The 24,703-nt window shown below is 55.9% G+C and carries 10 protein-coding genes, 1 tRNA gene and 1 pseudogene; 5 read left to right on the forward strand and 7 right to left on the reverse strand.

What is annotated here, in order from left to right; all coding sequences use genetic code 11:
- Nucleotides 1-62 precede the first annotated feature (62 nt).
- The 5 genes from BLR69_RS11900 to BLR69_RS11920 all read left to right on the forward strand — a co-directional run bounded on the left by BLR69_RS11900 (nucleotide 63) and on the right by BLR69_RS11920 (nucleotide 5,129).
- A complete protein-coding gene (locus tag BLR69_RS11900) occupies nucleotides 63-1,484 on the forward strand; it encodes a YfcC family protein (RefSeq protein WP_071492804.1) in 1,422 nt (473 codons plus the stop codon).
- A gap of 47 nt (nucleotides 1,485-1,531) precedes the next feature.
- Nucleotides 1,532-3,376 carry a CocE/NonD family hydrolase gene (locus tag BLR69_RS11905; RefSeq protein ID WP_071492953.1) on the forward strand — a complete coding sequence of 615 codons (1,845 nt, stop codon included), beginning with the start codon at nucleotides 1,532-1,534 and terminating at the stop codon, nucleotides 3,374-3,376.
- A gap of 64 nt (nucleotides 3,377-3,440) precedes the next feature.
- Nucleotides 3,441-3,743, forward strand: coding sequence for an ArsR/SmtB family transcription factor (locus BLR69_RS11910; RefSeq protein ID WP_071492803.1), 303 nt, complete (start codon nucleotides 3,441-3,443; stop codon nucleotides 3,741-3,743).
- A gap of 109 nt (nucleotides 3,744-3,852) precedes the next feature.
- A complete protein-coding gene (locus BLR69_RS11915) occupies nucleotides 3,853-4,833 on the forward strand; it encodes a zinc-dependent alcohol dehydrogenase family protein (protein ID WP_071492802.1) in 981 nt (326 codons plus the stop codon).
- Entirely contained in the window at nucleotides 4,830-5,129 is a 300-nt protein-coding gene (locus BLR69_RS11920; protein ID WP_071492801.1) for an antibiotic biosynthesis monooxygenase family protein, read from the forward strand. Before BLR69_RS11915 ends, BLR69_RS11920 begins: the two co-directional genes overlap by 4 nt.
- A 356-nt stretch (nucleotides 5,130-5,485) precedes the next feature.
- On the opposite strand, the gene BLR69_RS11925 is transcribed toward BLR69_RS11920, so the two are convergent.
- From BLR69_RS11925 to BLR69_RS30750, 7 genes and pseudogenes are all read right to left on the reverse strand, one after another.
- Nucleotides 5,486-6,049 carry a hypothetical protein gene (locus tag BLR69_RS11925; RefSeq protein WP_071492800.1) on the reverse strand — a complete coding sequence of 188 codons (564 nt, stop codon included), beginning with the start codon at nucleotides 6,047-6,049 and terminating at the stop codon, nucleotides 5,486-5,488.
- Between the two features lie 312 nt (nucleotides 6,050-6,361).
- Nucleotides 6,362-7,073 (reverse strand): annotated as a pseudogene (locus BLR69_RS11930) (transposase).
- Nucleotides 7,074-7,251: 178 nt separating this feature from the next.
- Nucleotides 7,252-8,724, reverse strand: coding sequence for a hypothetical protein (locus tag BLR69_RS30745; protein ID WP_139222446.1), 1,473 nt, complete (start codon nucleotides 8,722-8,724; stop codon nucleotides 7,252-7,254).
- Nucleotides 8,725-8,938: 214 nt separating this feature from the next.
- Nucleotides 8,939-9,559, reverse strand: coding sequence for a hypothetical protein (locus tag BLR69_RS11940; protein WP_071492798.1), 621 nt, complete (start codon nucleotides 9,557-9,559; stop codon nucleotides 8,939-8,941).
- A 305-nt stretch (nucleotides 9,560-9,864) separates the two neighbouring features.
- Nucleotides 9,865-9,948 (reverse strand) — tRNA-Asn (locus tag BLR69_RS11945).
- 677 nt (nucleotides 9,949-10,625) lie between these two features.
- Nucleotides 10,626-11,021, reverse strand: a complete 396-nt coding sequence (locus tag BLR69_RS11955; RefSeq protein ID WP_071492797.1) for a hypothetical protein — start codon at nucleotides 11,019-11,021, stop codon at nucleotides 10,626-10,628.
- On the reverse strand, nucleotides 11,021-24,703 hold the full coding sequence (locus BLR69_RS30750) for a two-partner secretion domain-containing protein (RefSeq protein WP_071492796.1): 13,683 nt from the start codon (nucleotides 24,701-24,703) through the stop codon (nucleotides 11,021-11,023). The genes BLR69_RS11955 and BLR69_RS30750 overlap by 1 nt, the downstream gene beginning before the upstream one ends.

Raw genomic sequence — 24,703 nt, forward strand, 5'->3', positions numbered from 1 at the left:
TGATTGCCCTACTGTGCCGTTGTAGCCGTTGGCTATCCCCATAAAAAAAAGAGAGCACCGCTATGTCATCCACTGCGCCAACAGTCACCGACACCGCGCCACCCAAAAACACCCGCCAACTCAACCCGGCAATCATCTTGCTGAGCATTGTGTTCCTGGCCATGGTGCTGACTTATGTGGTGCGCTCCGGCCAGTTTGAACGCCAAGACGTCCGCGTGATTCCCGGGACCTATCAGGTACTGGAAAAAGACACCTCGCTCAGCCAACTCTTCGCCCTGCCGTCGCGCTCGGCGAATAAAACCGTGGCACAACCGGTATCGCTGGCCGAGACCTTTTTGGCCATTCCCCTGGCCATCGAGAAACGCGCCGGGCTGATTTTCATGGTGCTGTTCATCGGTGGCATGTTTGCCGTGCTGAACAAGACCGGCACCATCGATGCCGGCCTGGACCGGCTGCTCGGCGCCACCAAAGGCAATGTCTACATCCTAGTGCCAACCCTGATGCTCGCATTGTCGGCAGGCAGCACCTTCATGGGGCTGGCGAAGGAATACATCATGTTCGTGCCGGTGATGGTGGCCATGGCAAACCGCCTGGGCCTGCCCAACATCGTCGGCTTGGCAATCGTCGCACTGGCGGTCAAGACAGGGTACATGGGCTCGATCTCCAACCCCATCGCACTGTCTGTCGCGCAACCCTTGGTCGGCCTGCCGGTGTTCAGCGGGCTGAGCATGCGCATCGTCGCGTACTTCATTTTTGTCACGCTGGCCGTGGGCTACATCCTGTTCTACATCCGCCGGAGCGGCTTCGATACCTCGGCCACGTTTTCCCATTCGGGCAAAAAACTCTCCGTGCGGCATGCCCTGAGCCTGATCACGCTGGGAGCAGGCGTCGGCTTCCTGGTGTACGCCTCCAATACCTGGCACTGGAAATACCCCGAGCTGTCCTCGTATTACCTGGCGCTGACCATCGTCTTCGCCGCCATCGCAGGCATGAGCCCGAGCACCACGGCAAGCACCTTTGTCGAAGGCATGAACAAGATGCTCATGGCCGGCGTGCTGATCGCACTGGCCACGGCCGTGGAGTCGATCCTCGCCAGCGGCCAGGTGCTGGACACCATCGTCCACGGGCTGTCGCAGATCATCGGCCAGCACGGCCAACTGCCTGCGGCGTTCGGCATGTTCTTCGCGCAGATGAGCCTGGATGTGGTGATTCCGTCCACCAGCGGGCAGGCTGCGGTGACGATGCCGATCTTCGGTCCGCTGGGCCAACTGGCCGGCGTGAGCCCGCAGACCACGGTGTATGCCTTCCTGCTGGGCAACGGCTTGACCAACATGATCACGCCCACTTCCAGCGGCCTGCTGGTACTGCTTGCCGCGGCCAATGTGGGCTGGGTGCAGTGGGCGCGGTTTGTGCTGCCGCTGTTCCTGATCTGCACGGCGGTGGCGTTGCTTCTGCTCGCCTGCGCCGCCCTCACCGGCTATTGAATTCGACTGACCAAGGCTTTGTCATGACCCTCCCTGCATTCGAAAACATGCACATCGTACGCAACCAGATGATCACCCTGCGCGATGGCGTGCGCCTGGCCACCGACATTTATCTACCGCTGGGCACCGGCCCCTGGCCGGTTGTCATCGAGCGCACGCCCTACGACAAATCCGGCCCCTCGCGCTCGGAAAAACGCCTGGACGGCCTGCACCTTACCCGCGAGCAAATGGCCGCAGCCTTTACCGAGCAGGGCTTTGTGGCGATCTTCCAGGATTGTCGCGGGCGCTACCGTTCCGAAGGCGTGTTCACCAAATACATCAATGAAGGCGAAGACGGCTACGACACCTTGCGCTGGATCGTCGAACAGCCCTGGTGCAATGGGCATATCGGCAGCATAGGCCTGTCCTATGCTGCGCACACGCAGATGGCGATGGCCTGCTGCAATGCGCCTGGTCTCAAGACCATGGTGCTGGACTCGGGCGGGTTCGCCAACGCCTACCAGTGCGGCATTCGCCAGGGCGGCGCGTTCGAACTCAAGCAAGCGACCTGGGCCTACAAGCAAGCCCAACAAAGCGCCGCCGTGCAGGCCGACCCGCAGTTGCGAGAGGCGTTGGCCCAGGAAGATATTCTCGATTGGTTTGCACGCATGCCGTGGCGCCCAGGGCATTCGCCATTGCGCCATGTACCGGAGTACGAAAACTACCTGTTCGAGCAGTGGTCCCACGGGGACTTTGATCAGTACTGGAAGCAACTGGGTATCTACGCCGAAGGTTTCTACGAGCAGATCCCGGACATCCCGGTGTTGTTCATGTCCAGTTGGTACGACGCTTATGTCAGTTGCACGCTGGATAACTTCACGGCGTTCACCGCACGCAAGCAGTCACCTCAACGCCTGATCATGGGCCCGTGGCTACACGGTGACCGCAACATCAGCTACAGCGGCAACGCCGAATTTGGCAACACCGCCTCTTTCGACGGCAACCTGGGCGAAGACTGGTTGAGTTGCCGAGTGGAATGGATGCAGCGCTGGCTCAAACCCACCGATGCCGAACGGAGCGCCACTCATCAGGTCGATGTGTTCCTGATGGGCGGCGGCAGCGGCCGAAAAAATGCGCAGGGTCGGCTGGAGCATGGCGGGCGTTGGCTCAAGTCGCCGTGTTGGCCGCTCGCGGGCAGCCAACAGCTGAACCTTTACCTGACACCACACAGAGCCCTTTCGCCGCTTGCCCCTGTGGAGACGCCCTCCTCATTGAGCTACTTCAGCGATCCCGCCCACCCCGTACCGACCATTGGCGGCTCGTTGACATCGGGCGCTCCGGTGTTTGTGGGTGGCGCTTTCAACCAGGTCGAAAGCCCGGACTTTTTCGGCACCAGGGGTGACCACTCGGCACTGTGCGACCGAGATGACGTAGTGAGCTTCGAAACCCAACCCCTTGAGCACGACTGGGTGGTCGCCGGCCCGGTGAAAGTCGAACTGTGGGTGCACAGCAGCGCGCTGGATACCGATTTCACCGCCAAGTTGGTGGACGTCTATCCGCCGAGCGACGATTACCCGCAGGGGTACGCCATGAACATCACCGACGGGATTATCCGGTGCCGCTACCGGGACTCGTGGGAACACCCGGCTCCGCTCACGCCGGGAGAGCCTTTCAAGGTGGTGATCGAACCCTTCGCCACCTGCAACCTGTTCAAGCGAGGCCACCGCCTGCGCCTGGATATCGCCAGCAGCAACTTTCCGCGCTTCGATGTAAACCCCAACAGTGGCGAGGCCGAAGGCATGGGCGAGCATCCGCAGGTGGCGCGCAACACCGTGCATATCGGCGCCGGGCATCCGAGCCGTTTGATACTCATGGTCTTGAACAACGCGCTCTCGGAGGCGGACCAAAACTGATGCGCGAGGCGATTTACTGCCGAAACCGCATTGACATATCGGTAAATCTCGATATCCTCGCGCCATGGACCTACTCGACATATTCAAAGCCCTCTCGAACCGTACTCGACTCGACATCCTGAAAGGTTTGAAGGACCCCGAAAAGAACTTCCCCCCGCAGGATGAAGGGGACGTTCATACCGTTGGCGTCTGCGTGAGCAGTATCCAGGAAGGCGTCGGGCTGTCGCAGTCGACCGTGTCGGATTACCTGGCAACGCTGCATCGGGCCGGGTTGATCGAGACACGCCGCATCGGGCAGTGGACCTACTACAAGCGAAACGAGGCAACCATCAGCGCCCTTGCCGAGATCATCGGCAAGGAGCTGTAATTTTTTATCCCTGCATATCGAGAATTCCCGATATCCCTTTTTACCGAAACCTACGACTATTGAAACCTACTGCTATTGAAACCCACGGCTATTGAAACGAGGTAATGCAATGAAAGCGATGATGCTTGAATCATTTGGCGGCCCTGATTCGTTCGAAAGCTGCGAGGTGCCCAAGCCGGTGCCGCACACGGGGCAGGTGCTGGTGCGGGTTCACGCAACCTCCATCAACCCGCTGGATTACCAGGTGCGACGTGGTGACTATGCCGACCTGGTGCCCCTCCCCGCCATCACCGGTCATGACGTGTCCGGCGTCGTCGAGGCCGTAGGCCCGGGCGCGACGAACTTCGCGCCAGGCGACGAAGTCTGGTACACCCCGCAGATATTCGACGGCCCCGGCAGTTATGCCGAATACCACGTGGCGGCCGAAAGCATCATCGGTAAGAAACCACCTACGCTCAGTCACCTCGAGGCGGCAAGCCTGAGCCTGGTGGGCGGCACGGCATGGGAAGCGCTGACCGTGCGTGCAGCACTTCAAGTGGGGGAAAGCATCCTGATACATGGCGGCGCGGGCGGCGTCGGGCATGTGGCAATCCAACTGGCCAAAGCCATCGGCGCCAAGGTGTTCACCACCGTGCGTGAAGCCAATATTGATTTCGCACAACGCATGGGCGCCGATGTGATCATCGACTACGAGAGGGAAGATTACGTTGACGCGATCCTCCGGGAAACGGCTGGGCACGGCGTCGATGTGGTGTTCGACACCATCGGCGGCCACACGCTTTCACGCAGCCCCGACGCACTCGCGCAACTGGGCCGCGTGGTCTCGATCGTGGACATAGCGCAGCCGCAGAACCTGGTCCAGGCCTGGGGCAAGAACGCGAGCTACCACTTTGTGTTCACGCGGCAGAATCGCGGCAAGCTGGATGAGTTGAGTACGTTGGTTGCGCAGGGCCACCTGCGGCCGCATGTAGGGGCCATCTATGCACTGGCCGACATCGGACTTGCCCATGCTCGGTTGGAGGGTGCCAACAACGGTATCCAAGGAAAAATCGCGATTGCCGTCGTGCCCGCTCAGGAAACAAGACCATGATTTACGAGATCGCCGTGCTGCCGGTTCACAAGGAACACATCGACGCGTTCAGGCGAGCCTTTGCCGAGGTGGCGCCGTTGCTGAGTCGTGCCAAAGGCTACCTGGGCCACATGCTCGCACAAGGGATCGAGACGCCTGAGCGATTCAACCTGATTGTGCGCTGGGCGTCGCTGAAGGATCACACGCCGGGGTTTGAAGGGAGTGAGGATCATCGGGTGTTTATGTTGGGACTGGAAAAATACTTTTTAGAGGAGCCGCAGGTTTATCACATTGAGGGGGCAGCTTTTAGCGCGTAGAGAAACCCAAGGCAAAAAAGCCTGCATCGCTGCAGGCTTCCCTTTATGTCGCTATCTGGCTCCACGACCTGGACTCGAACCAGGTACCCAATGATTAACGGTCACTTGCTAGCGGTTAGACACACCGGGGCCACGACGAAATGTGGCGCAGAAAATAGGTTAGTTGCATAGCGTGGGTCGCATGAATGCGTCACGCCAGGAAAGTTAGTCGGGTTGGGGTGGCTTGTCAAAGCGGGGCAAAGCAATGACCTGTAGGAAAAGGAGGCGCCCTCTGTCAGTTACCGAGTAACCTTTATGGCTCACTTAACTTCCTGACCAACGTAGCCCCACAGTGGCTTTTGCCGCTTTTCGCTAGTTTAGCGCGGAGCTTTTTCAATGCGGCTAAAGGCATCGATGTAAGCAGCCTTCAACGCAAGACTAACAGCATTTAGTGTTTCGGACTTAAGATAGGCTTGATTCTGACTAACCATCTCTTGGCCTGCCCTCTTTATTTTCACACGCGACTGCCCGGTATATTTAGCCGTCCCGATATACACCGAGAGCCTCGCTTCGCACGCATAATAATCAGGACTGTTCCAGGTTTTGACAAAAATCCGGTCGATCTCGACTCTGGTTTTTATGCTCGCATCTGCATCAGATCCGATAGACCGCTTGGTGAACTCAGACCAATCGGTGACTGGGATATTAGCGAAACCCTCGTACAGGCCCACGTTATAGTTGGCCGCATGCCACACCACCTTACTACGCTCGGAACAGGGAGCGCAGCGTTCATCGCCAGATATGCTGGTTATCGTTGAGTGAATGGTTTTGTTTTTGATCGCAGACAGTTCTGCATCTGTGGTGTAGGCCGCGAAGTGCAATTGATTGGTTACGCAGCCGGACAAAAGAAAAACCAAAACCAACAACATGCTAGATTTCACTACAACTCCTCCTTCTCTCGCAAGCACTTATACAATCACGACATTATTTACTCATGAAACAGGGTTAAGCCTATTTCAAACCTAGACAGTAACACATCACCAGAAAAACTGAACAGATTTATTTTCGATCAAAAATCAACACATCCACGCCAATAAAACTATAAAAAAATCATCTCACTTTCCGGCATCAGCACTGGCACCAATACCTTTTTACAGATTATCTAAGATTGAATAAACTTGTTCTCTTTTCTCTTCGCCAACAACGTATTCGATATATTGTGCCGGCCCAAAAGAATAAAAAGGGGGACAGATTTATTTTCTATTTTTTCCCACATCCAACTTCGGCCTACCCCGACCTCGATGTTCGATACGAGCCCCTGCAATTTTTTTCAACCTCATCAACAAAACGACCAGTCTCGGTAAGCTGCCCACGTTGCAATACCTCACGAATGGTTTTTATCTCTTCACTTGAAACGGACTGCTCCACAAATCTTTTATATCCTTAGTGCCGCTCCAGCGTTGTGTTCCCCAACACAGCAAAATACGCATCAATATCTAGCCGATCGCTATCCCGTGCATGCCCCACAGGGGCGTTATAACTTGACCATGGATAATCTGCTGCACCAGCCACCCTGCAGGCACGTACTGGATTCAGTTCAATATACCGACAGCACGCAAGGAAATAATTCTTCGCTTGCACCACACGTGATTTATATCGACTCTCCCATAACGTACCTGTACGACCCTCTAACTTGTTTCGACATCAAGTAGCCCGAGCGGCAAGCGCCTTCATTAACTGCCTTGGTCCCGCCACCGATTCGCCTGACGCGACTAACAAATGAACATGATTTATCATCAAACAATAGGCATATATTTTTATTCCAAATGCGCCCTTGAGCTCTCGGAGGTCTCTCACATAACGCTGGCAATCTTCTTCAGCAGCACACACCATCTGGCGGTTATGACCAGGCGGTACAACGTGATGCGGATAGTCTGCCAAAACGATGCGCCCCATTCCGAGCATAGGTAATCTCCTTCCTTAGGAAATTACAGCCTAGCAAATGGATAAAAAATAAATCCGCCCCCTTTTCCCCATGATGCCTCACCCGCTATTGGCCGACGTTTGTCTTCGAGACGTTCGTACCTAAATTGAGGCATAACGTTGAATGGCATAAAACGCCCTTTCAGCAAATACACAGCACTTATGAAAACATCGGCACCAGATGCACCTTCAGCCACCTTAATACGCCAGGCCCATTGAGTGCAATGACGGCGACAACCACTTGCAATATCGCTAAAAACACGACCAGTCTATTGATCATCTTTTGATAGCCTAAATTTTCCGCCAGAACCTTTTCGTGACAAATTGCCTTGCGCTCATCGACCTCTCTGTTCAACGCCTCAAGTTGAGACAACCTGGCCCCGAACAACTCCTTGGCTCTCTCTACGGCTTGATCGTTCATCTTGAACAAAAAAAACGAGCTGTCATTCAGTATCGATCTGACTCGAAACATAAGCTCCATAAAATCAATTTTCACATCGTATATATTGCCGTAGTTCCGACTGGGCTTTGAAAGGCCTTTTGATATACAGTCCTTGTAATGGACTGTAGCAAGGGAGAGCTGCTTGCTTAGGAGCAAATAATACCTAAACAATCCATAATTTATTTTTGCCGGAAAGAAAGACCTTCGATACTCCGCAATCGTAGAGTCAAAATTGTCCGGGGCAACGTAGCTAATCGCAAGGTGCTGGATATTAGTTTTTTTTAATACCCCTGGTGAGAACAATACGGTCTGCCCATTCTCCGCCTCCCAGATCAAGGCGTGAAGCCTTTTATATTTATCAATAGCGTGATATCCGGCAGCGCCACCCTGTTGTCGCATAGGCAAAACATCTTCGTAAAAATAAGGTTTGCCGGTACCGCTCAGCACTTCCAACGTTGATATCCCGCTGCGGGTGGATCTTATGCCGATTCTGTCCTGCAAGGTGCGCAGAAGATTTTCAACCTCGGCGTGGAGCTCATTTACTCTGCGCATGAGTTCCTTGTCACTGAGATTGGCTCGATTGAGAAGTGTAGCTGCCGAAAAATTTTTTTTGAACGGATTACACGTCTCATATTCAACGTGCCTGTGAGGCAGATGTTCTACGCTGAAACGCTGAAGTAAACGTGTGGCTTCTTCGGTAAAAAAACAATGAGAATCAAGAAAAAACTCCCCATTCTTCAACTCCATTAACGACAAAAAACAATGGGATATGTATTTAGCATTTACTCTAACCTCGCGCTCACTTGGTAGCTTAACCCCATCAGCATGTGCCCTTATAAAAAACTCACCAAGGTCAACTTGCTTGGCATGCTCAGCAGAACGTTCGGGTGTATCTTTGCTCCATATTTCATGGCGGGTTTTCCAACGCAGCGCAGCCGCAGCACATTGCTGCGGAAGCAATCTTAGATTGCGAACCCCGAGAACCTTCTGATGATCATCTGGATCCAACAGACTAAAGTGAGTGAGTTTTTCATGTGGTGAAAGATTTTCCAAATCGAGACAGTGATTTTTATTGGATACATATCCCTCTTTTGCATCTCTTAAACGTTGGAAAAATGCGAAAGGTATCTTTTCCACCACACAACAAATTACGCCCGTCACTAGGCTTTTAACGTTCCACATCTTACTCACTCAAATCACAGTCAATACATTTTATATTTTCGCACACGCTCTATACCATCATCCCCAACCTATGTATCTGATCGATAGCAACCACGTCTGAACGACTAACTTTAGCTGGTCCTCATCGAACACTCTATGCTGGAGTAAGCGAATAGCGTTCATTCACGAAGGGTGCTTTGGACCCAAAGTAAACCTTCGTGACATGAAAGGTTAAAACCTCACGCTAGTACCGCTCATTATTCGGACGGTACGAGGTAAAGGTCTTAAGCCCATCACGGGCATTCCGAAGATTCGTTTTGTACGACTCCCGTTCCGATGTCGACAACACATAAGAATCTTGAGGACTGGTGGCAATACGTTTTTGCAGTGCGACAATAGCTTCAAGTGATGCAATTGTACTTTCAAGGTTACCGGTATTGGGATCTCGCGCTTGCTCTGCGGCTTTGCGGATTGAATCAAAAACGTCCTCAGATATTGGAAGCGAATTTTTGAGGTAGTCCAGCTCAGGTTCCGAGCTTGATCCAGAGAGCTGACTCAACAAACGTGCAGCGAGTCTTTCCAGTTCACGCTTGCCCTCTTGCCTGTTGTTTTCTTCTTTGTCTTTCACTTCATCTAAACGCTGTTGGTTGAGTGCCCGCTGCTCCTGTGCCAACTCGGCTAGGCTCGAAGAAACTTGCGCCTGAGCGCGAGCGAGCTCAACTTGCTCCTTCGCCGCAATGGCAATTGCGCCCGTTAGATTCACATATCGGTACGTGAAGCGAGCAAGCAAGGCAGTCAATACCGCGACTGAAATTGAGGCAAGACCTTGTACAGCTCCGGTGTTTTCATTTAACCAATCTATCATTCTGTCGCTCCGTCCTAGTAGCATTTGGCCATAACCCAATAAAATAATGTATTTCTACGAAACGCGACAGACTTTTTCATAAATATACATTCGGCCCATAGGACCTATTTAACTGCCTCTAAATTTGCAGACGCAGTCAAGCGGCCGCTCTTGGCTGGCGACTGCCTATTGCTAAAGGTTAGGACGATTCATACCTCTGAATCGTAGGATTAGAGACGGCTTCATGCTGGTCACGCTGTGCGCTTTGATCACCCTGGAGAAATCCAAGGCAAAAAAAAGCCTGCATTTCTGCAGGCTTCTCTATCTGGCTCCACGACCTGGACTCGAACCAGGGACCCAATGATTAACAGTCATTTGCTAGCTGTTAGGCGCACTGGGGCCACGGTGAAATGTGGCGCAGAAAATAGGTAGCTGCATAGCGTGGGTCGCATGAATACGTCACGCCAGGAAAGTTAGTCGGGTTGGGTTGGCTTGTCAAAGCGGGGCAAAGCAATGACCTGTAGGAAAAGGAGGCGCCCTCTGTCAGTTACCGAGTAACCTTCTTGCCTCACTTAACTTCCTGAGCAACGTAGCTGCCATTAGCTTCAATGTTCTGCACTCTACCTCAAACCTCTCATCTAGAGCGCGTACGACCTGCGCCCTGTCAAGAATGTAGCCAGCCAAAAAAACTGACTCAATTGATTCAACTGCATGAATGACAACCGAATCCTCTCCAGCTTTTAGAAGCGTTAGCAAAACCCGCAACGCCCGCTCATCATTAGAGTCACCGAGAGACTCCGCGCACCGACCTCGCCAGACTTCAGACTTCGCCAGAAGAGCAGATTAAAGTTCGTTCCAGCTTGAATTATCAAACTGAGAGACCTTGGAGGTCGCGATATCCGTTCCTACATCCGACCAATAATCTTCTGACCCTATTGAATCCAATAACAAATCATAGTCTTTAAACACATTCCGCCTATCAGAATCTGATGGGTGACATCTCCCGAAGGGTCCAATATAAACTTGTATAAACCGCCTGCCCCCTCAGGGTCTGACCCCGTTCACATTTTTGAATAAACGTCATAAACTAGACTGGAGACTTCTTTGAGTAGCGCTCTTCTAATCTTTCAGCAGACCTTAGAACACTGCCCCTATCATCAGGAAAGAATGCAGAGTAAACATCAGCTGCAACTTTCATCAGGGAAACGTAGTCAGGCACTGGGATACTTGAAGTTTCCACTTCACCCAAAAAGAAACTGACCTCATTGAAATCTTCTGGAATGTCCCAGTCCTGATCAAGAGAGTAAAAAAATCCTTCACTCACAGAAAAGCCAAATCCCCGCGAGGCGTTATAGATAAGCGCTGGAAAATTAATCCTCCCCCTCGCCATAGAAGCCTCTATCAATTCGTAAAGGTCTTCATAATCCAGACCCGTTGAAACAAACGACTCCTTGAGGCTCTCAAGCCAAGCCAAGTTAGCCATCAGTTTGTCCTCGGCGGCATAGTGATAAAGGCATTTGTTATTTCTCCAGTCTTGCTATTACGTGTCACTTGGAAATGATAGCCATCCACTTTAATATTAGCTTCTCTCAACGCTGGGCTGGATTTAAACAAAGACTCAGCTTGAACTGCCGCACGACTAGACATATCAGCCACCCTGCTATCCGGAAGAACCTTTGGATCGTAAGTCGTTTTCGTGGATGTAGGCTTATACCCACCTATCAATTCGCCCTTAGTGTTGGTTCTAGGCAACTGATAGCTATACTCAACAAGGCCAGGATAACGGACATCCGTGATTTTGTTCGAGATTTTCGCGCCAGTTATTTCAACCGACTCTAGGAAGGCATCGCTGTTGTGAGCGCCAGAAATCGTCCCCGCCTTACTATTTCGCACGCCAATCTGGGTGTTATGACCGAGGACTGACTCGCCAAAGGTGTTCGGAAGTGTAGAAGCTGGTTGACCTGCCGTCGGGGGTGTGCTTTTTGGGCCATTTAAACCAAACCCATCAGCGTCCGCCGAAATACCAGGCCCTTTATCCTCGACCTTCCCTTTCGAAATGCTCGGTTTAGGTGCCCTGTTACCCCAACCATTGGTAAGTAACATGTCACCCATGTCAGTGAGCATACGCGCCCGTTCAGACACACTCAACTCACGACCCGCAGCCCTTTCCATCCAAGAAGTGCCCTTTACCCACTCATCCAGATGTGCTGCCTCGTCCGGTGTCAACCATCCTTCCTGAATGTACTTGGCTGTGACCATCTGATCATCTGTGACATATGTCGCTCCCCATTTGTCAAAGCCCTGCGGTGGCGATGAAAAATCTTTGGGGTTGCCCACCAACAGACCAGGCACGTCGTACGCAATCTTTCCTCTGAAAAATTTCAGGAGGTCTTGAGCAACGGGGTCGTCCATGGAAATCGTGTTGGCCACGATGCCATCAGCACATTCACGACTCTTGCAAGCCTTGATCGCAGCAGATCGTGCCGCCGAGATTTCCTCGTATCGGTCAATGACACCTCGGACCTTTTCTGTACTGCAACCGCCATTGGCTTTGCAATCATTAAGCTCCTTTAGCAGTCTTTTCGCAGTTGGGTGGTCAAGGCTGTTGAACTTGGTTGCCTGTTGAGCCACCCAACCGGCAACCTGCTGGTCCTTGGCTGACCCACCGGCGACCGTTGCCACGGTTGTTCCGATGAGCTGGGATGTCATCGCCAGCAGTTGATCATGCATCGGCCCAGAAAATATCGAGTCGTCCACAGCAGCCACAAACGCTTCGTTTGCACCCGCAGCCAAGGCTCCGGTCCTAAAGCTGCCACCGGCAGCTTCGGCGATCAGTCCACCGACGATGGCATGAGCCCCCACCTTGCCGGGGATACCAGTGAACTCCAGCTGGGAGCCCAATTTTTTGTAAACCGATGCACTGAGCACATCTGCAATCGCGCTAATACTAGCCTGGGCCATTTGATCTTTGAGGCTACCGCCGTCGAACGCAACATTGGTCAACGCACCGAAGCCCTTCTCTGCAAGGCTATACCCGGCAAACTTGGTAAAGCCATCAAGCTCTCCAAGTTTAAAGCCATGGGTGGCAGTACCCGCCTTCTCTGGAGAAACCGAAAACGCTTTATCAAGTACTCCTGCGGCAAATCCTGCCGCCAACCCCGATTTCAAGTAACCCTTGATACTGTCGCTAGAGGTCACATCCTTAAGTACCGCTCCCAAATCCCCTTTGTTATTGATGGTACTGACGACTGATTGTGTGACCACAGCGGTATAAGCAGCTGCCGCCGCCGCCGACGCCGCAGACCCGACAGCCGCAGCAGTGACAGTACTTGCACCCGCAGCAACGGCCGCACTAGACGCGGTGGTACCCGCCGTTGTTCCAATCGCAGTTGCGGTGCCGCTACCGGCAGTCACTACGGTGATCACAATGACCACCACCAGCATTGCCCCGGTGCCCATTCCAGAATGGCTGTACTTGAAGGAGTCGTGAGTTTCTTTTACCAGGCGCCAATCCACATCACCGCGCTTCTCAGCCTCTTTGAGCCAAGCCAGTTGCGGATCTGCCTTGACCATCGCATCAATGGCCTGGCTGACCGTTTCTTGATTGATGTGTTTGACATCGATTTTTAACCCATCGACGGCTTTGATAACGATTTCGCCTTGGGCGGTCATCTGGGTCTGCTTGAACGTCTCATCGGTGTTGCCTTTACCGCTCATGCTGTTCCAGAAAAGACTTGATTTACTCTTGGAGTGACTCTCCTGATGCAGGTCTTTCACCCCTTCAAACTCAATCCCACCACCGCTTTGCACAGTCAGGTCCTGATCGCTTTCCAGTTTTGCCGCCTGGTATTTTTGATCACCGCCGCTGATAAGGGCGATGTCGCCACCGGCTTTGACTTCGCTCCCGATATTCACGACTTTTGTCACTTCATCGTGCTGCGTCTGCTTTTTGCTTTTGCTCTTCTTCTTCATGTCATAGAGCGAATAGTCACTATCCTGCGCAGCAAGCAGACTCAGTTTCTCGCCAGCCACCAGATAAGCTTCGTCGCCAGCGGTTATACGGCTGGAGATCAAAGCCATATCATGGCCAGCGGTGAGGCGTACATCCGCGCCTGCGCTAACCAACGATCCAACTTGGCTGACATGGTCTTCTTGGATGGTCCTCTTCTTGCTCTTGCCAAAAGCGTGTTCCTCATTCGCGGCAGAGGCGACAGTCATGTTCTCTTTGGCATTCATGAAGATATCGCGCTTGGCGTTGATTGAGCTGGCGATCGCGTTCAGATCACGCCCCCCGTTCATCACCACGTCTCGCCCTGCACTGACAGAAGAAGTACTTTGAGTCACTGCGCTGGTACGCATACCCATGCCGCTGAAACCGGAATCAAGCGCTTTCGTTGCGACGATGTTGATATCGCGACCGGCGTCAATCAGAGTATCCCCACCACTTTTCAGGGAACTACCACTATTGGTGAAGTCACGTGAAGCTTTGATGGTCAGGTCGTTTGCCGCCTCAATACGCGCAGAATCACCGTAGTAACTGCGATTCCCCTCCCCCATGCCATACCCTGTCAGGCTGCGCTCATTTACCACATCCCCCGTCAACGCCGTCAGCGTTACATCGCGTCCAGCAATCACACCGCCAGACTGGTTAACGATGTTATTTCCCGCCAATAGATCCAGTCGGTTTCCTGCCTCAATCCGACCACTGTTGACAAGGTCATCACCTGCGGCCGCTGAAAGATTGTTACTGGCACGTAAGGTGCCTGCGTTGATGAGGTCCTTACCGGCAATCAAGCTGACGTCCTGGCCAGCAATCAATGCACCGTTCGACGTCAGGCGCTGATCGGCATTGGCTAAATAAAGCACCGGTACCAGGACTTTCTCGCCAGCCACCTCATGCTCTTCCAGCCAAACGATGTCATGCGTCAGTGCTGCAACCTGCGCGCCGGTCAGCGACACACCTACTGATAGATCCAGGCTTTGCTTGCTGCGGATGGCGTTATCCATCAGGTAGCGGAAGAGTGCATCGTCCGAGGTCTGGCCGTCGAGGAAGCGCTGACCGGTACGGGCGACCACGGCTTGCTGGATCAGCCGCTGTTCATAGAGGCCGTCTCCGAGGCGCTTGGCGCTCTCGTCAGGGTTGTAGCCAAGGCCAGCGAGCAGGTAGTCCGAACTCATGAATTGCTTCAGGTCGGTCAGTGCGGGGTTGGTTTCGATCAGGTACTTATGTGGTTGGGCGGCGGCGCTGCTGATGGGCAAACCTTGGACGCGATGAATGGGTTTCGCTGCGCCAGGTTGAGTGCTGCCTGGTGCCAGTGGGGTCAGTACTGGGATGTTGATAGTGGCGCCGGCATTGGACGCGATGGAGTTATCACGCGCTCCGTTCGTATCACGTGCTGCCGGTGTCAATACAGGCAATTCGAGGTCCGGACGCGAAACCTGCGTGTGTGTCGCATCACCGTGGCTGATTTCAATACCAGTGGTACGGCCGGGCGGCAATGCACCGCTATCGGTATTGCCGGCGACGCTAATCGTACTGGCACTGCCACTGACGGCCCCGGCGTCACGAGCGGTCAGCGCGACTTGATGGACACCTGCTGCTTGCGCGGCATTATTTACCTGGAGGGTACGGCCGGAGACGCCGGGCGATGGTTGCTGGCGCTGCACCAAGCCTACGTTGGCATTGCCCAGCGTCCAGTTCTGCGAGCCAGTGTCGCCACTGCTCACCTGCCCAGTGTTCGCAGCTTGTTCATTCAAGCGGAACAAGCCGTTTTTGCCGGTAGGCAAGGTGAAGCCTGGCAGGGCCACCGGGTTGACTTGCTGCAGGGCGAGGCCAGGTGGCAGTTCGCGGTTGATCGTAACCATCACCGCCGTGTTGCCGGTGACCTGGGTAGCGCCCACACGGGATGCATTACCGGTGACCGCTACGTTTTGACGTACCACGCTGTTGGTCAGGTTTTGTGTTGCGTTGATACTGACGGTACCGCCGGCTTGAACCACCGCACCCGCCGCAGTTGTGGAACCGATGGTGGTGCTATTGAACGGACGAGCACTCAGCATTTCCCAGGGCCCGTCCGCAGCACCAATATTTGGATCGACGCTCTCACCCTTTGTTTGGATTCGTAATGTTCCATAAGTCGTGTAAAAACGAACAGCGTCTCGCCCCCCCTCAAAGCCAATACGTTTATAGGACTCAACGCCACTGCTGTTAAAGGTATGAACGGCAGGACTTCTGGAGTTATAGAGCGGGTCGTGAGTCCGGTTGTAGTTCATGACCGTGAGCATGAACTTCGCAATATTGGATGGGTTTAGTGAACCAAAGTCATAAGAGCGCCGAAGGCTGTAGTCACCTACCGATGCTCCTTCGTTGGTGAAATTTTTCAAGGTAAACGAGATGTTATTACCTGCAGTCAACGTCGAGGCTTTATTGATCAGATCCCCTCCGGAAACCAGGAAGTTTCGTCCGGCGGTCATGCTGGAAGCCGCCGAGTCTTCAACAACCTGTGACTTAAAGTTCTCAGCCCACACCAGAAAGCTTGGGCCCGATCCAGCAGTGGAAGTACAGCTGCTGCATTGCACACCGATGTAACTGGAAACGAGGCCGCCAGTAGTCTTGAATACGTCCTTGCGGTTTTCGATGTAGCCAGCGGCCAAGCTCAAATCTCCACCACTCTCTACCGTGGCCGAAATATTGTTGATCGACGTGCTCTGCCCGTTGTTGTCATCCTTGGCAATGCTCACATTCCCCAGGCCGTAAACATCGGCAAATCGATTGGTGAACGTATCGGTGCGCAGCGCCATGTCGCCGCCGCTAAAAATCAGGCCGTTCTGGTTCAACAAAGCAGGTGTGGTCAGGCGCAGGTTTGCGTTGCTGCCCAGCGTGCCGCTGTTATTGATCGCGCCTGCGGATACATTCAGGTCCGTAGCCGAGGTGATCCGCCCTTCATTCGCCAGCGTCCCGTCCACAGCGATGCGGCTATTGCCGCCACCGGTGATGCTCGCGAGTTGCCCCACGGTCAATTGCGCAGCCGTGAGGTCCAGCGCGCCCACACTGCTGACTCGACCGCTGCCCTCATAACCACCCGTCAATTGCAGCGCCAGGCTGCCATCACTGGCGATCAGGCCATTGTTGATCCACTGACCGCCCTTGCCTTCCAGGCGTGAAGACGCCAGCAACTGCCCGGTTTCAGTCTGAGTGAAAGTGCCGACATTCACATTGAGGCGTCCTGCCTGGATGACGCTGCTGTTGGTCCAGGTGTCGGCATTCAGGGTCAGGCCGCCACGGGTAACGATGCTGCCACCGGCCCCCGTAACATTGGGCAGGGAGATATCAAAATCGCCCTCGCCGGTGTGCAGGAGTTGGCCGCCGGTGTTCTGGAAGGTCGTGGCTGCCAGGCCCAGGTTGGTGTTGGCGGTTTCGACCACGCCGTTGCGGTTGTCGAACAGGTTGCCGATCTGGAACTGAGTCTTGCCCACGCTCGCCAAGGCACGCAACTTGCCGCCCTGGTTGACCAAGTCATTAGCTTGCAGAGTCAGCGTCTCCTCGCTTTCGATAATCCCCGAATGGTTGCTCAGTTGCCCACTGAGGCCGAGGTCGATGCGCTTGGCGGAGATTTGCCCGAAGCTGTTATCCAACGAGATGCCGCGGGTTTGCAACGCGCCCTTGGCATACACCCCGCCATAGGCGTTAAGCAATTGATTGGCAGTGATAACGGCATCGCCGTCCTGGGCGGCGATGCGACCTTGCTGGTTATCGACGGTAAGTGCTGTCAGGCTCACGCGCTGGCCTTGCACTACCCCGCCTTTGCTTTGCCTAGCGCCATTGAGCAGACTGTCGCTCAATGTGGCATCCACTCCCCCCGCCACGCTGGCCACACTGCCGCCCTGGTTGTTAAGGGTGTTGGCCTTGATCACGGTGTCGCCAGTTTGCGCCAGGAGCTTGCCGCCCTGGTTATCGATATCGCCACTGACGTCGAGGCTCAAACCGCTCTGGGCCTGCACGACGCCGGTAACGTTTGAGAGCCCTGCGGACTTGATTTGCAGGTCGGCTTCCTGACTGTAGATCAGGCCCTTGGCGTCATTTTGCAGGATGCCGCTGGTGGTGATCGCCACACGACCTTTACCGGCGACAGTGCCGAGCTTGCTGTTGTCCAGGCCGCCAGCCAGTAAGGTCAGCAACCCTTGGCTGGCGATCTGGCCGCCCTGGTTGTTGATCTGTATCGCGCGCTGTAGCAACAGCGGACCTGCGCTGGCCAGTTTGCCGTTGGTGTTGGTCAGGGAACCGAGCAGGTTGAGGGTCAAGCGGTCGTTGCCGGCGACGGTGCCGCCGGTGTTGTTGAGGTCTGTGGCGGTGATGGCCAGGGCCTTTTGCGCGCTGACTGAACCGCCCTGGTTGTCCAGCGTGACCGCCTGCAGTTCGAGTTCGGCGCCGCTGTCGATCAGGCCAGCGTTGCCGTTGCTCAACTGGCCGGTGACGGTCAGGCTTTGCCCCGCGCCACTTGAGAGGATACCGCCGCTGTTGTCGAGACTGGCGGCAGTGAGGTCCAGCCGTCCCTGACTGGCCACCGCGCCGGCAGCGGTATTGAGCAGAGCGCCGGTAAGACGCACGTCCACCGCGCCGTTGCGACTGGAAAGCGTGCCGTTGTTGCGGTTGTCGAGACTGTCGCCACTAACACTCAATCCCTGCCAGCCGGACAACAATCCATTCTGGTTGAGCAGTGTGCCTGCGTTGACAGAGAGCAATTGGCTGCTGATCAACTTACCGCCGCTGTTATCCAGGCTATTGAGGTTAAGCGTCAGGTTTTGCTGGGTGGAGAGTTCGCCATTCTGGTTATTGATGGCGTGCACACGGTTCAGCGCCAGTGAGCCCTTGGCGGAAATCAGCCCGTTACGGTTATCCAGTTCAGCGCCGTTCAAATCGAGGGTCACGCCCTGCGCGCCGACGATTTGACCGCCGCCCAGCGTCAAGCCGCTGAGCTTCAAGTCCATCGAGCCCTTGGCGGACACCTCACCGCCGCTGCCAGTGCTGAGGTTGCCTGTCGCAATATCGAGGGAGCCTTGGCTGTTGACCAAACCCATGGCGGTGTTATCCAGCGCCGTCGCGTTGAGGATTACGCGGCTACCGCCCAACAGATTGCCGCCTTGGTTATTCAGCAGACCGTCGCTGGTCAGTTGCAGCTCGCCTCGACCGGTCAATGTACCGCCTTGGTTATCAATGGAACCTGCGTGCACATTGAGATTGGTGGCGCCGACCAGGCCCTTGATGTTGGCCATGGCCTGGTTGATTCGCAGTGTCAGGTCCTGGTTGCTCAGCAGCTTGCCATTGCTGTTATCCAGGCTTTGTGCAGCCAAGGTGAAGGCTTGGTCGCTGGAGATTTCACCGCCCTGGTTATCGACGGTGGTGAGGTTTTTCAGCAGTAGCGGACCACTGGTGTTTATCAACCCGCCACGGTTGTTCAGTTGGCCGTTGCCCAGGTCCAGGCTCAACCCGGCCTGGCTGAAGAGCTTGCCGGCCTGCTGGTCGAGGCCAGTCACCGTAGCGTTCAGTGCCTTGGCACTACCAATGCTGCCACCGTTGTTTACCTGGCCAGCGACCAGGGTCAAAGTATCGCCGCTGTTAAGGCGGCCGGCCTGGTTGTTCAGGGTGCCGGTGGTAACCGAGACCGGACCTTTGCCGCTGAGGGTGCCTTGTTGATTGCCCAGGCTGGCGCTGCGCAGCGTCAAGCTGGCGTCGGTGACCAGTTCACCGCCCTGGTTGTTCAGGTTATCGCTGACAACCACATTCAGGCCTTGCGCGCTGGAGAGACTGCCCTTGGTGTTATCGAGGCTGCGCGCCTTGACGTCCAGCGTGTCTTCGCTGCTCAGCAGGCCCTGGTTGTTGGTGAGGTCACCTGCCAGATCCACCACCAAAAGTTGCTGACTGAGCAGCTTGCCGCCGCTGTTGTCCAGCGCTGTACCCGTCAGTGTCAGGCGCTGGCCATTCAATTGGCCGCGCACACGGTTGAGTACGTTATCCACCGCCACGCTCAAGCCTGCGGCTGCGAACACCTGTCCGCCGTCGCTGTTGTCCAGACGTTGGCCAGTGATGCTCAGGTCGGCGTTGCTGGTCAACTCACCGGTGCGGTTATCGACGTCGCCCACGTCCAGCTTCAGCGCTTTTGTCGCGCCTACCAGGCCATTGCGGTTGTCGAGATTGATACCCGTAAGCGCCAGGGTGTCAGTGCTGATCAACTGACCTTTCTGGTTGTCGATGCGATTGGCGTTGACAGTGACCTTGGCCTTACCCGCTATTTCGCCCGCACGGTTGTCCAGTTTTGCGGCGGTCAGCAGAACGGCACCGTCGCCAATCAGGCTGCCGCGCTGGTTGTCGATCAGGCTGTCAGCGCTGATCTCCAGGCCACTACGGCTGCTGATCAAACCGTCGGTGTTGTCCAGGCTGGCGCTGTGCACATTGAGGCCGATCGCGCTGATGCTGCCCTTGGCATTGGCCAGGGCTTGTTCGATGCGCAGGTCCAGGGCCTGGTTGCTGATCAACTTGCCGTTGCCGTTATCCAGGCTGCGTGCCGCGAGGGTGAAGGCGTTCTGGCTGGAGATTTCACCGTCGCGGTTATTCACGTTGCCGAGGTTTTTCAACACCAGGATCGGTGCGTTGATCACCCCGGCGTTGGTCAGCTCTCCGTGATTCATGTCCAGGTTCATCTGGCTGCTGCTGAACAGTTCGCCGCCGCTTGCCTGGGTCAGGCTTGCAAGGTTTGCATTCAGCACGCCAGTACTGGCGATGCGGCCGCCGTTGTTGAGGTCAGTAGCTTGAATATCGAGGCTGTTGGCACTGATCACACGACCGCCAAGGCTGTTGTTGAATTGCCCGGTAGTCAGGGTGGCAGCGCCCTGGCTTTTCAGCAGGCCTTGCGTGCTGTTATTCAGGCCGGTGCTGGTGAGACTGAGCACCTGCGCAGACTCCACCACACCGCCCACGTTGAGCAGCTCACCGTCACTGGTAAGGGTCAGGTCACCGGCACTGGACAGGCTGCCGCCGCTGTTATCCACCCGCTGTGCGTGCAGTTGCAGGCCGCCTTCGCTGCTGATCTTGCCGCGCATGTTGTCCAGCCCGGCCGACAGTCGCACCGCCAGCGAGCGTTGACCGGCCAGCGTGCCTTCGGTGTTGTCCAGGCTCGCAGCATTGAGGTGTACATCCTGGGCGAACACCAGGCCCTTGGCCCGGTTGATCACCTCAACCATTGCCAGTTCCAGCGCGGTGCCGGCCAATACCTTGCCGTCGCTGTTGTCCAGGCGCTGGCCGCTGATCTCGGTCTTGAGCTGGCCGGAGATTTCCCCTACGCGGTTATCCACGCGGTCGACATTGAGTTTCAGCGCTTTTGTCGCGCCTACCAGCCCGCCGTTGCGGTTATCCAAGTCATTGCCGCTGAGGCTCAGGTTGCCCTGGGCAACGAGTTCGCCACCCTGCTGGTTCAGCACGCCGACCGTAGCGTCGAGATCAGCCTGGCTGGCGATACGGCCCTTGGTGTTGTCCGCTACGTCCACTGTCAGACGTAACGGCCCAACGGCATTGACCAGACCGCCGTTGTTATTCAGGGATTGCCCGGTAAGGGTTTGTGCCTGCCTGCTGCTCAGCACACCACCGCGGTTGTCGAAGCTGCCCGCCTGAAGGGTCATATCGCCCTTGGACAACATGCGGCCCTTGGCCTGATTGTCCACAAGCCCCTCCACCTGCACCGTGACGCTGCCATCGCTGACCAGGCTGCCGGACTGACTGTTGTCAAGACTGGACGCAGTCACCAGCAGACGCTGACCGGCGCCGAGCGTACCGCCTTGGTTAACCAACACGGCTCGGGTCGTCAGGGAAAGACTGACGTCACTCAAGACCTGCCCACTGCGGTTATTCAGCGTCATGGCGTCAATCACGCTGGTGCCAGCACTCGACACTTCGCCGTCGGCATTCAGCCATTCACCGGCCACAGCCAGGGTCAGGTCTTTTGAACTGTTGAGCACGCCTTGCGTATTGTCCAACCGCGCTGCCTGAGCACTAAGCCCGGCTGCAGCGATCACGCCCTTGATATTGACCAGAGCCTGGTCAATGGTGAGGGTCAGGGCTTGATCGCTGAGCAGTTTGCCTTCGCTGTTGTCCAGGCTTTGTGCAGCCAGGGAGAACGCGTGTTCGCTGGAGATTTCGCCTTTCTGGTTGGCGACCGTGGAAAGGTTTTTGAGTACCAACGCACCGGGGGTGTTGATCAGGCCAGCGGCGTTGTGGAGTGCGCCATGGTTCATGTCCAGGGTCAGGCTCGCCTCACTGCGCAGCGCGCCCTGCTGATTCAACAGTGGACCATTGAGTACTATGTTCAGGTTGCGTTTGGCGTAGACGCTGCCCTTGAGCTGGTTGTTCAGACGGTCGAGGTTCAGTTGAATATCGCCGTTGGCGAGTACCTTGCCACCGGCACTGTTATCCAGCTGACTGCCGTTGAGCACAATGTCCGTGACACTGGACACTTCACCGGCGCGGTTGTCGAGGCTGTCGCCCGCCAAAGTCATGGTTTTGCCGGAGTTGATCAAACCGCTGCGGTTATCGAGTTGGCCGAGGGAAAGCGCCAGCTCACTCTTGCCGGTGATGCGGCCTTTGTTCTGGTTATCGAGACTGGCGGCCGTCAACTGCAAGAGGCCGGCGGAAGCAAACAGCCCGGCCTGGTTGACCAACTGACCGGAGATCAACGCCTTCAGGGTGCCGTCACTGGTGAACAGGCCACCGGTGTTGTCGAAGCTGGCAGCACTCAGGTCCGATGCCTGCCCGGCGACCATACGCCCGTTGCGGTTGCTGATCAGGCCTGTGTGATCAAGGGTCAGGCGCTTGTCGCCCTGGATCAAACCCTTACCGTTATCCAGTGATGCACCGGTCAGTAAGGTGTTAGCGCCGAGGATCTCGCCCTGGCGATTGAGCAGGCTTGTGGTGACACGTGCAGTCAGGTCATCGCGCGCACTGAGTTTGCCTTCGGTGTTGTTCAGGCTATTGGCTTGCAGGTCCAACCCGGTCGCGGCGACCAGGCCCTTGGCGTTGTCCAGCGCTTGAGCAATACGTACCAGCAACCCTTGCTCACTGAGCAATTTGCCGCTGCGGTTGTCGAGGCTGTCAGCCGTGAAACCCAGTGCCTGGGCACTGGAGATTTCGCCGCCTCGGTTATCCACACTGGTCAGGTTATTGAGTAGCAACGCACCTGGTGCATGGATCAAACCGCCCTGGTTGTTCAGGTGGCCGCCATTCAGGTCGAGGCTGACGTCACCGCCTGCGAAAATCCGACCGTCGTCGTGCTGGTCCAGGCCGCTGACGCTGGCATTAAGCGTCTGGCCGCTGGTGATACGGCCGCCTTGACTGTTGTCGACCTCACCGGCTTTAAAATCCAGGCTGACGTTACCGCGCATAGTGCCGTGCTGATTGTTCACCGGCCCAGTCAACTGCAGGTTGAGATGGTTGGCGAAGATCGTGCCATGACGATTATCGAGGCTGGCCAGTTTCACGCGCGCGTCACCTTTGGCGGCGAACAAACCGGTCTGGTTGAGCAGTTGACCCGCGATCACCGTGGTCAGCGCGTCGTCACTGATTAGCTTGCCAGCGGTGTTGTCGAGCGTGTTGCTGACAACATCAAGGCGCTTACCCGCAGCGATGTTTCCGCGAAGGTTGCCGATAGCGCTGCCCTTGATCGACAGCGCGTTATCACCCTGAATCTGACCATCATCGTTAGCCAGAGAGCCCACGGCCAACGTGGCGTCAGTCGCCAGCAGTTGACCCTTTTGATTTAGCAGTTGGCCGGCGGTGACCTCAAGACTTCCTGCGCTAAGGATCCGGCCCTGGTTCTGGTTGTCCAGAGTCGACGCATTCAGTTGCGCATCGCGTTGAGCGCTCAACGTGCCACCCTGGTTGGCCAGGTTGCCCGTGTTGATGGTCAAGTCACGGCTGGCGATCACCGTCTTGCCGCTGTTGTCGATGCTTTGTGCTTTTAAGCGCACATCGCCTTGGGCATTGCGGCTGTTATCCGCATTGACGCCCGCTTCGATGATCCCGTTGTTGGTCAATCGGCCAGAAGCGTCCAGTGTGATGCTGTCCTTGGCCGCCAGGGTTTGCTGATTGGTCAGTGCGCCTTGGGTGTTCACCGACAAGTCAGTACCGGCATACACGGCGCCCTTGGCCTCTACGCTGGCTGCTTTGACCGCCACTGCCGTACCGGCCGAGGTCTGGCCCATGACCACATTGCCCGCCGCATCAATCTGGATATCACCACCGGCGACCATGTCCCCGGACAGTTTCACCCCTACGCCGGCCTCGGTCCCCACCAACCTGACCGCCCCCACATACATGCCGCCCAGCGCCGACGAGTCAATCGCCAGATCCGGTGTCTTGCTACCGTCTGCCGCACGCGCCGTGGCGTTCAACGTGCGCGCATCCACATCATTACGGCCCGCCACGATGGTGAGCTTTTTCGCCTGGATCTGAGCGTTGAGGGTGGTGGCACGGGTGATGATTTCGAACTGGTCGACGTTGCTGGCGTTCAGTCCAGTGCCTTCGATGGCGACGTTGCCCTGATCCACTTGATAGCGGCTGATCTGGCCGTTTTCGATGACCGCCTTGCCCGTGGTGAGTGTGGCTTGAGGGGTGTTGATAAAGCCGCAACCGTTGCAACTGATGCCATACGGGTTGGCGACAATCACATGGGCCGACTGCCCCGCCACTTCGGTGTAGCCACGCAATTGGCTGGGGCTGCCGCCATTCACCTCATTGAGGATGACGCTGGCGGCGCTGCCATTGAAATTCGAGTTTCCGAGGATGATGCCGCCCAGTTGGGTGGACTGGGTCCGGCTGGTCGAGTTGTTGAGGATGACCCCGTTGGCACCGACGTTGTAGTCGTGGAATTGGTTATGCGACAGCCCATTGGCGTTCGGCGCGGCAATATTGACGATCGGTACGCCATTGCCCGCTTGCCCGAGTGTGGTACCCGGCCCGCTCACAGCAATGCCGTCCGCCTGAGCCAGCAGCGGCTGCCAGAACATGGCGTTAGCCAGCACCAATGCCAACCCGCGCTTGGGCAAGCCCAGGAAGGTGGAGCGGCTTTTTACGGCCGCAGAAGGTTGGCGCACGAGGAAGGCGAACTGGCGAACATCCAT

Origin of the sequence: Pseudomonas azotoformans, from assembly GCF_900103345.1 — a bacterium.
In the GTDB taxonomy this organism is placed as follows: Bacteria; Pseudomonadota; Gammaproteobacteria; order Pseudomonadales; family Pseudomonadaceae; genus Aquipseudomonas; species Aquipseudomonas azotoformans.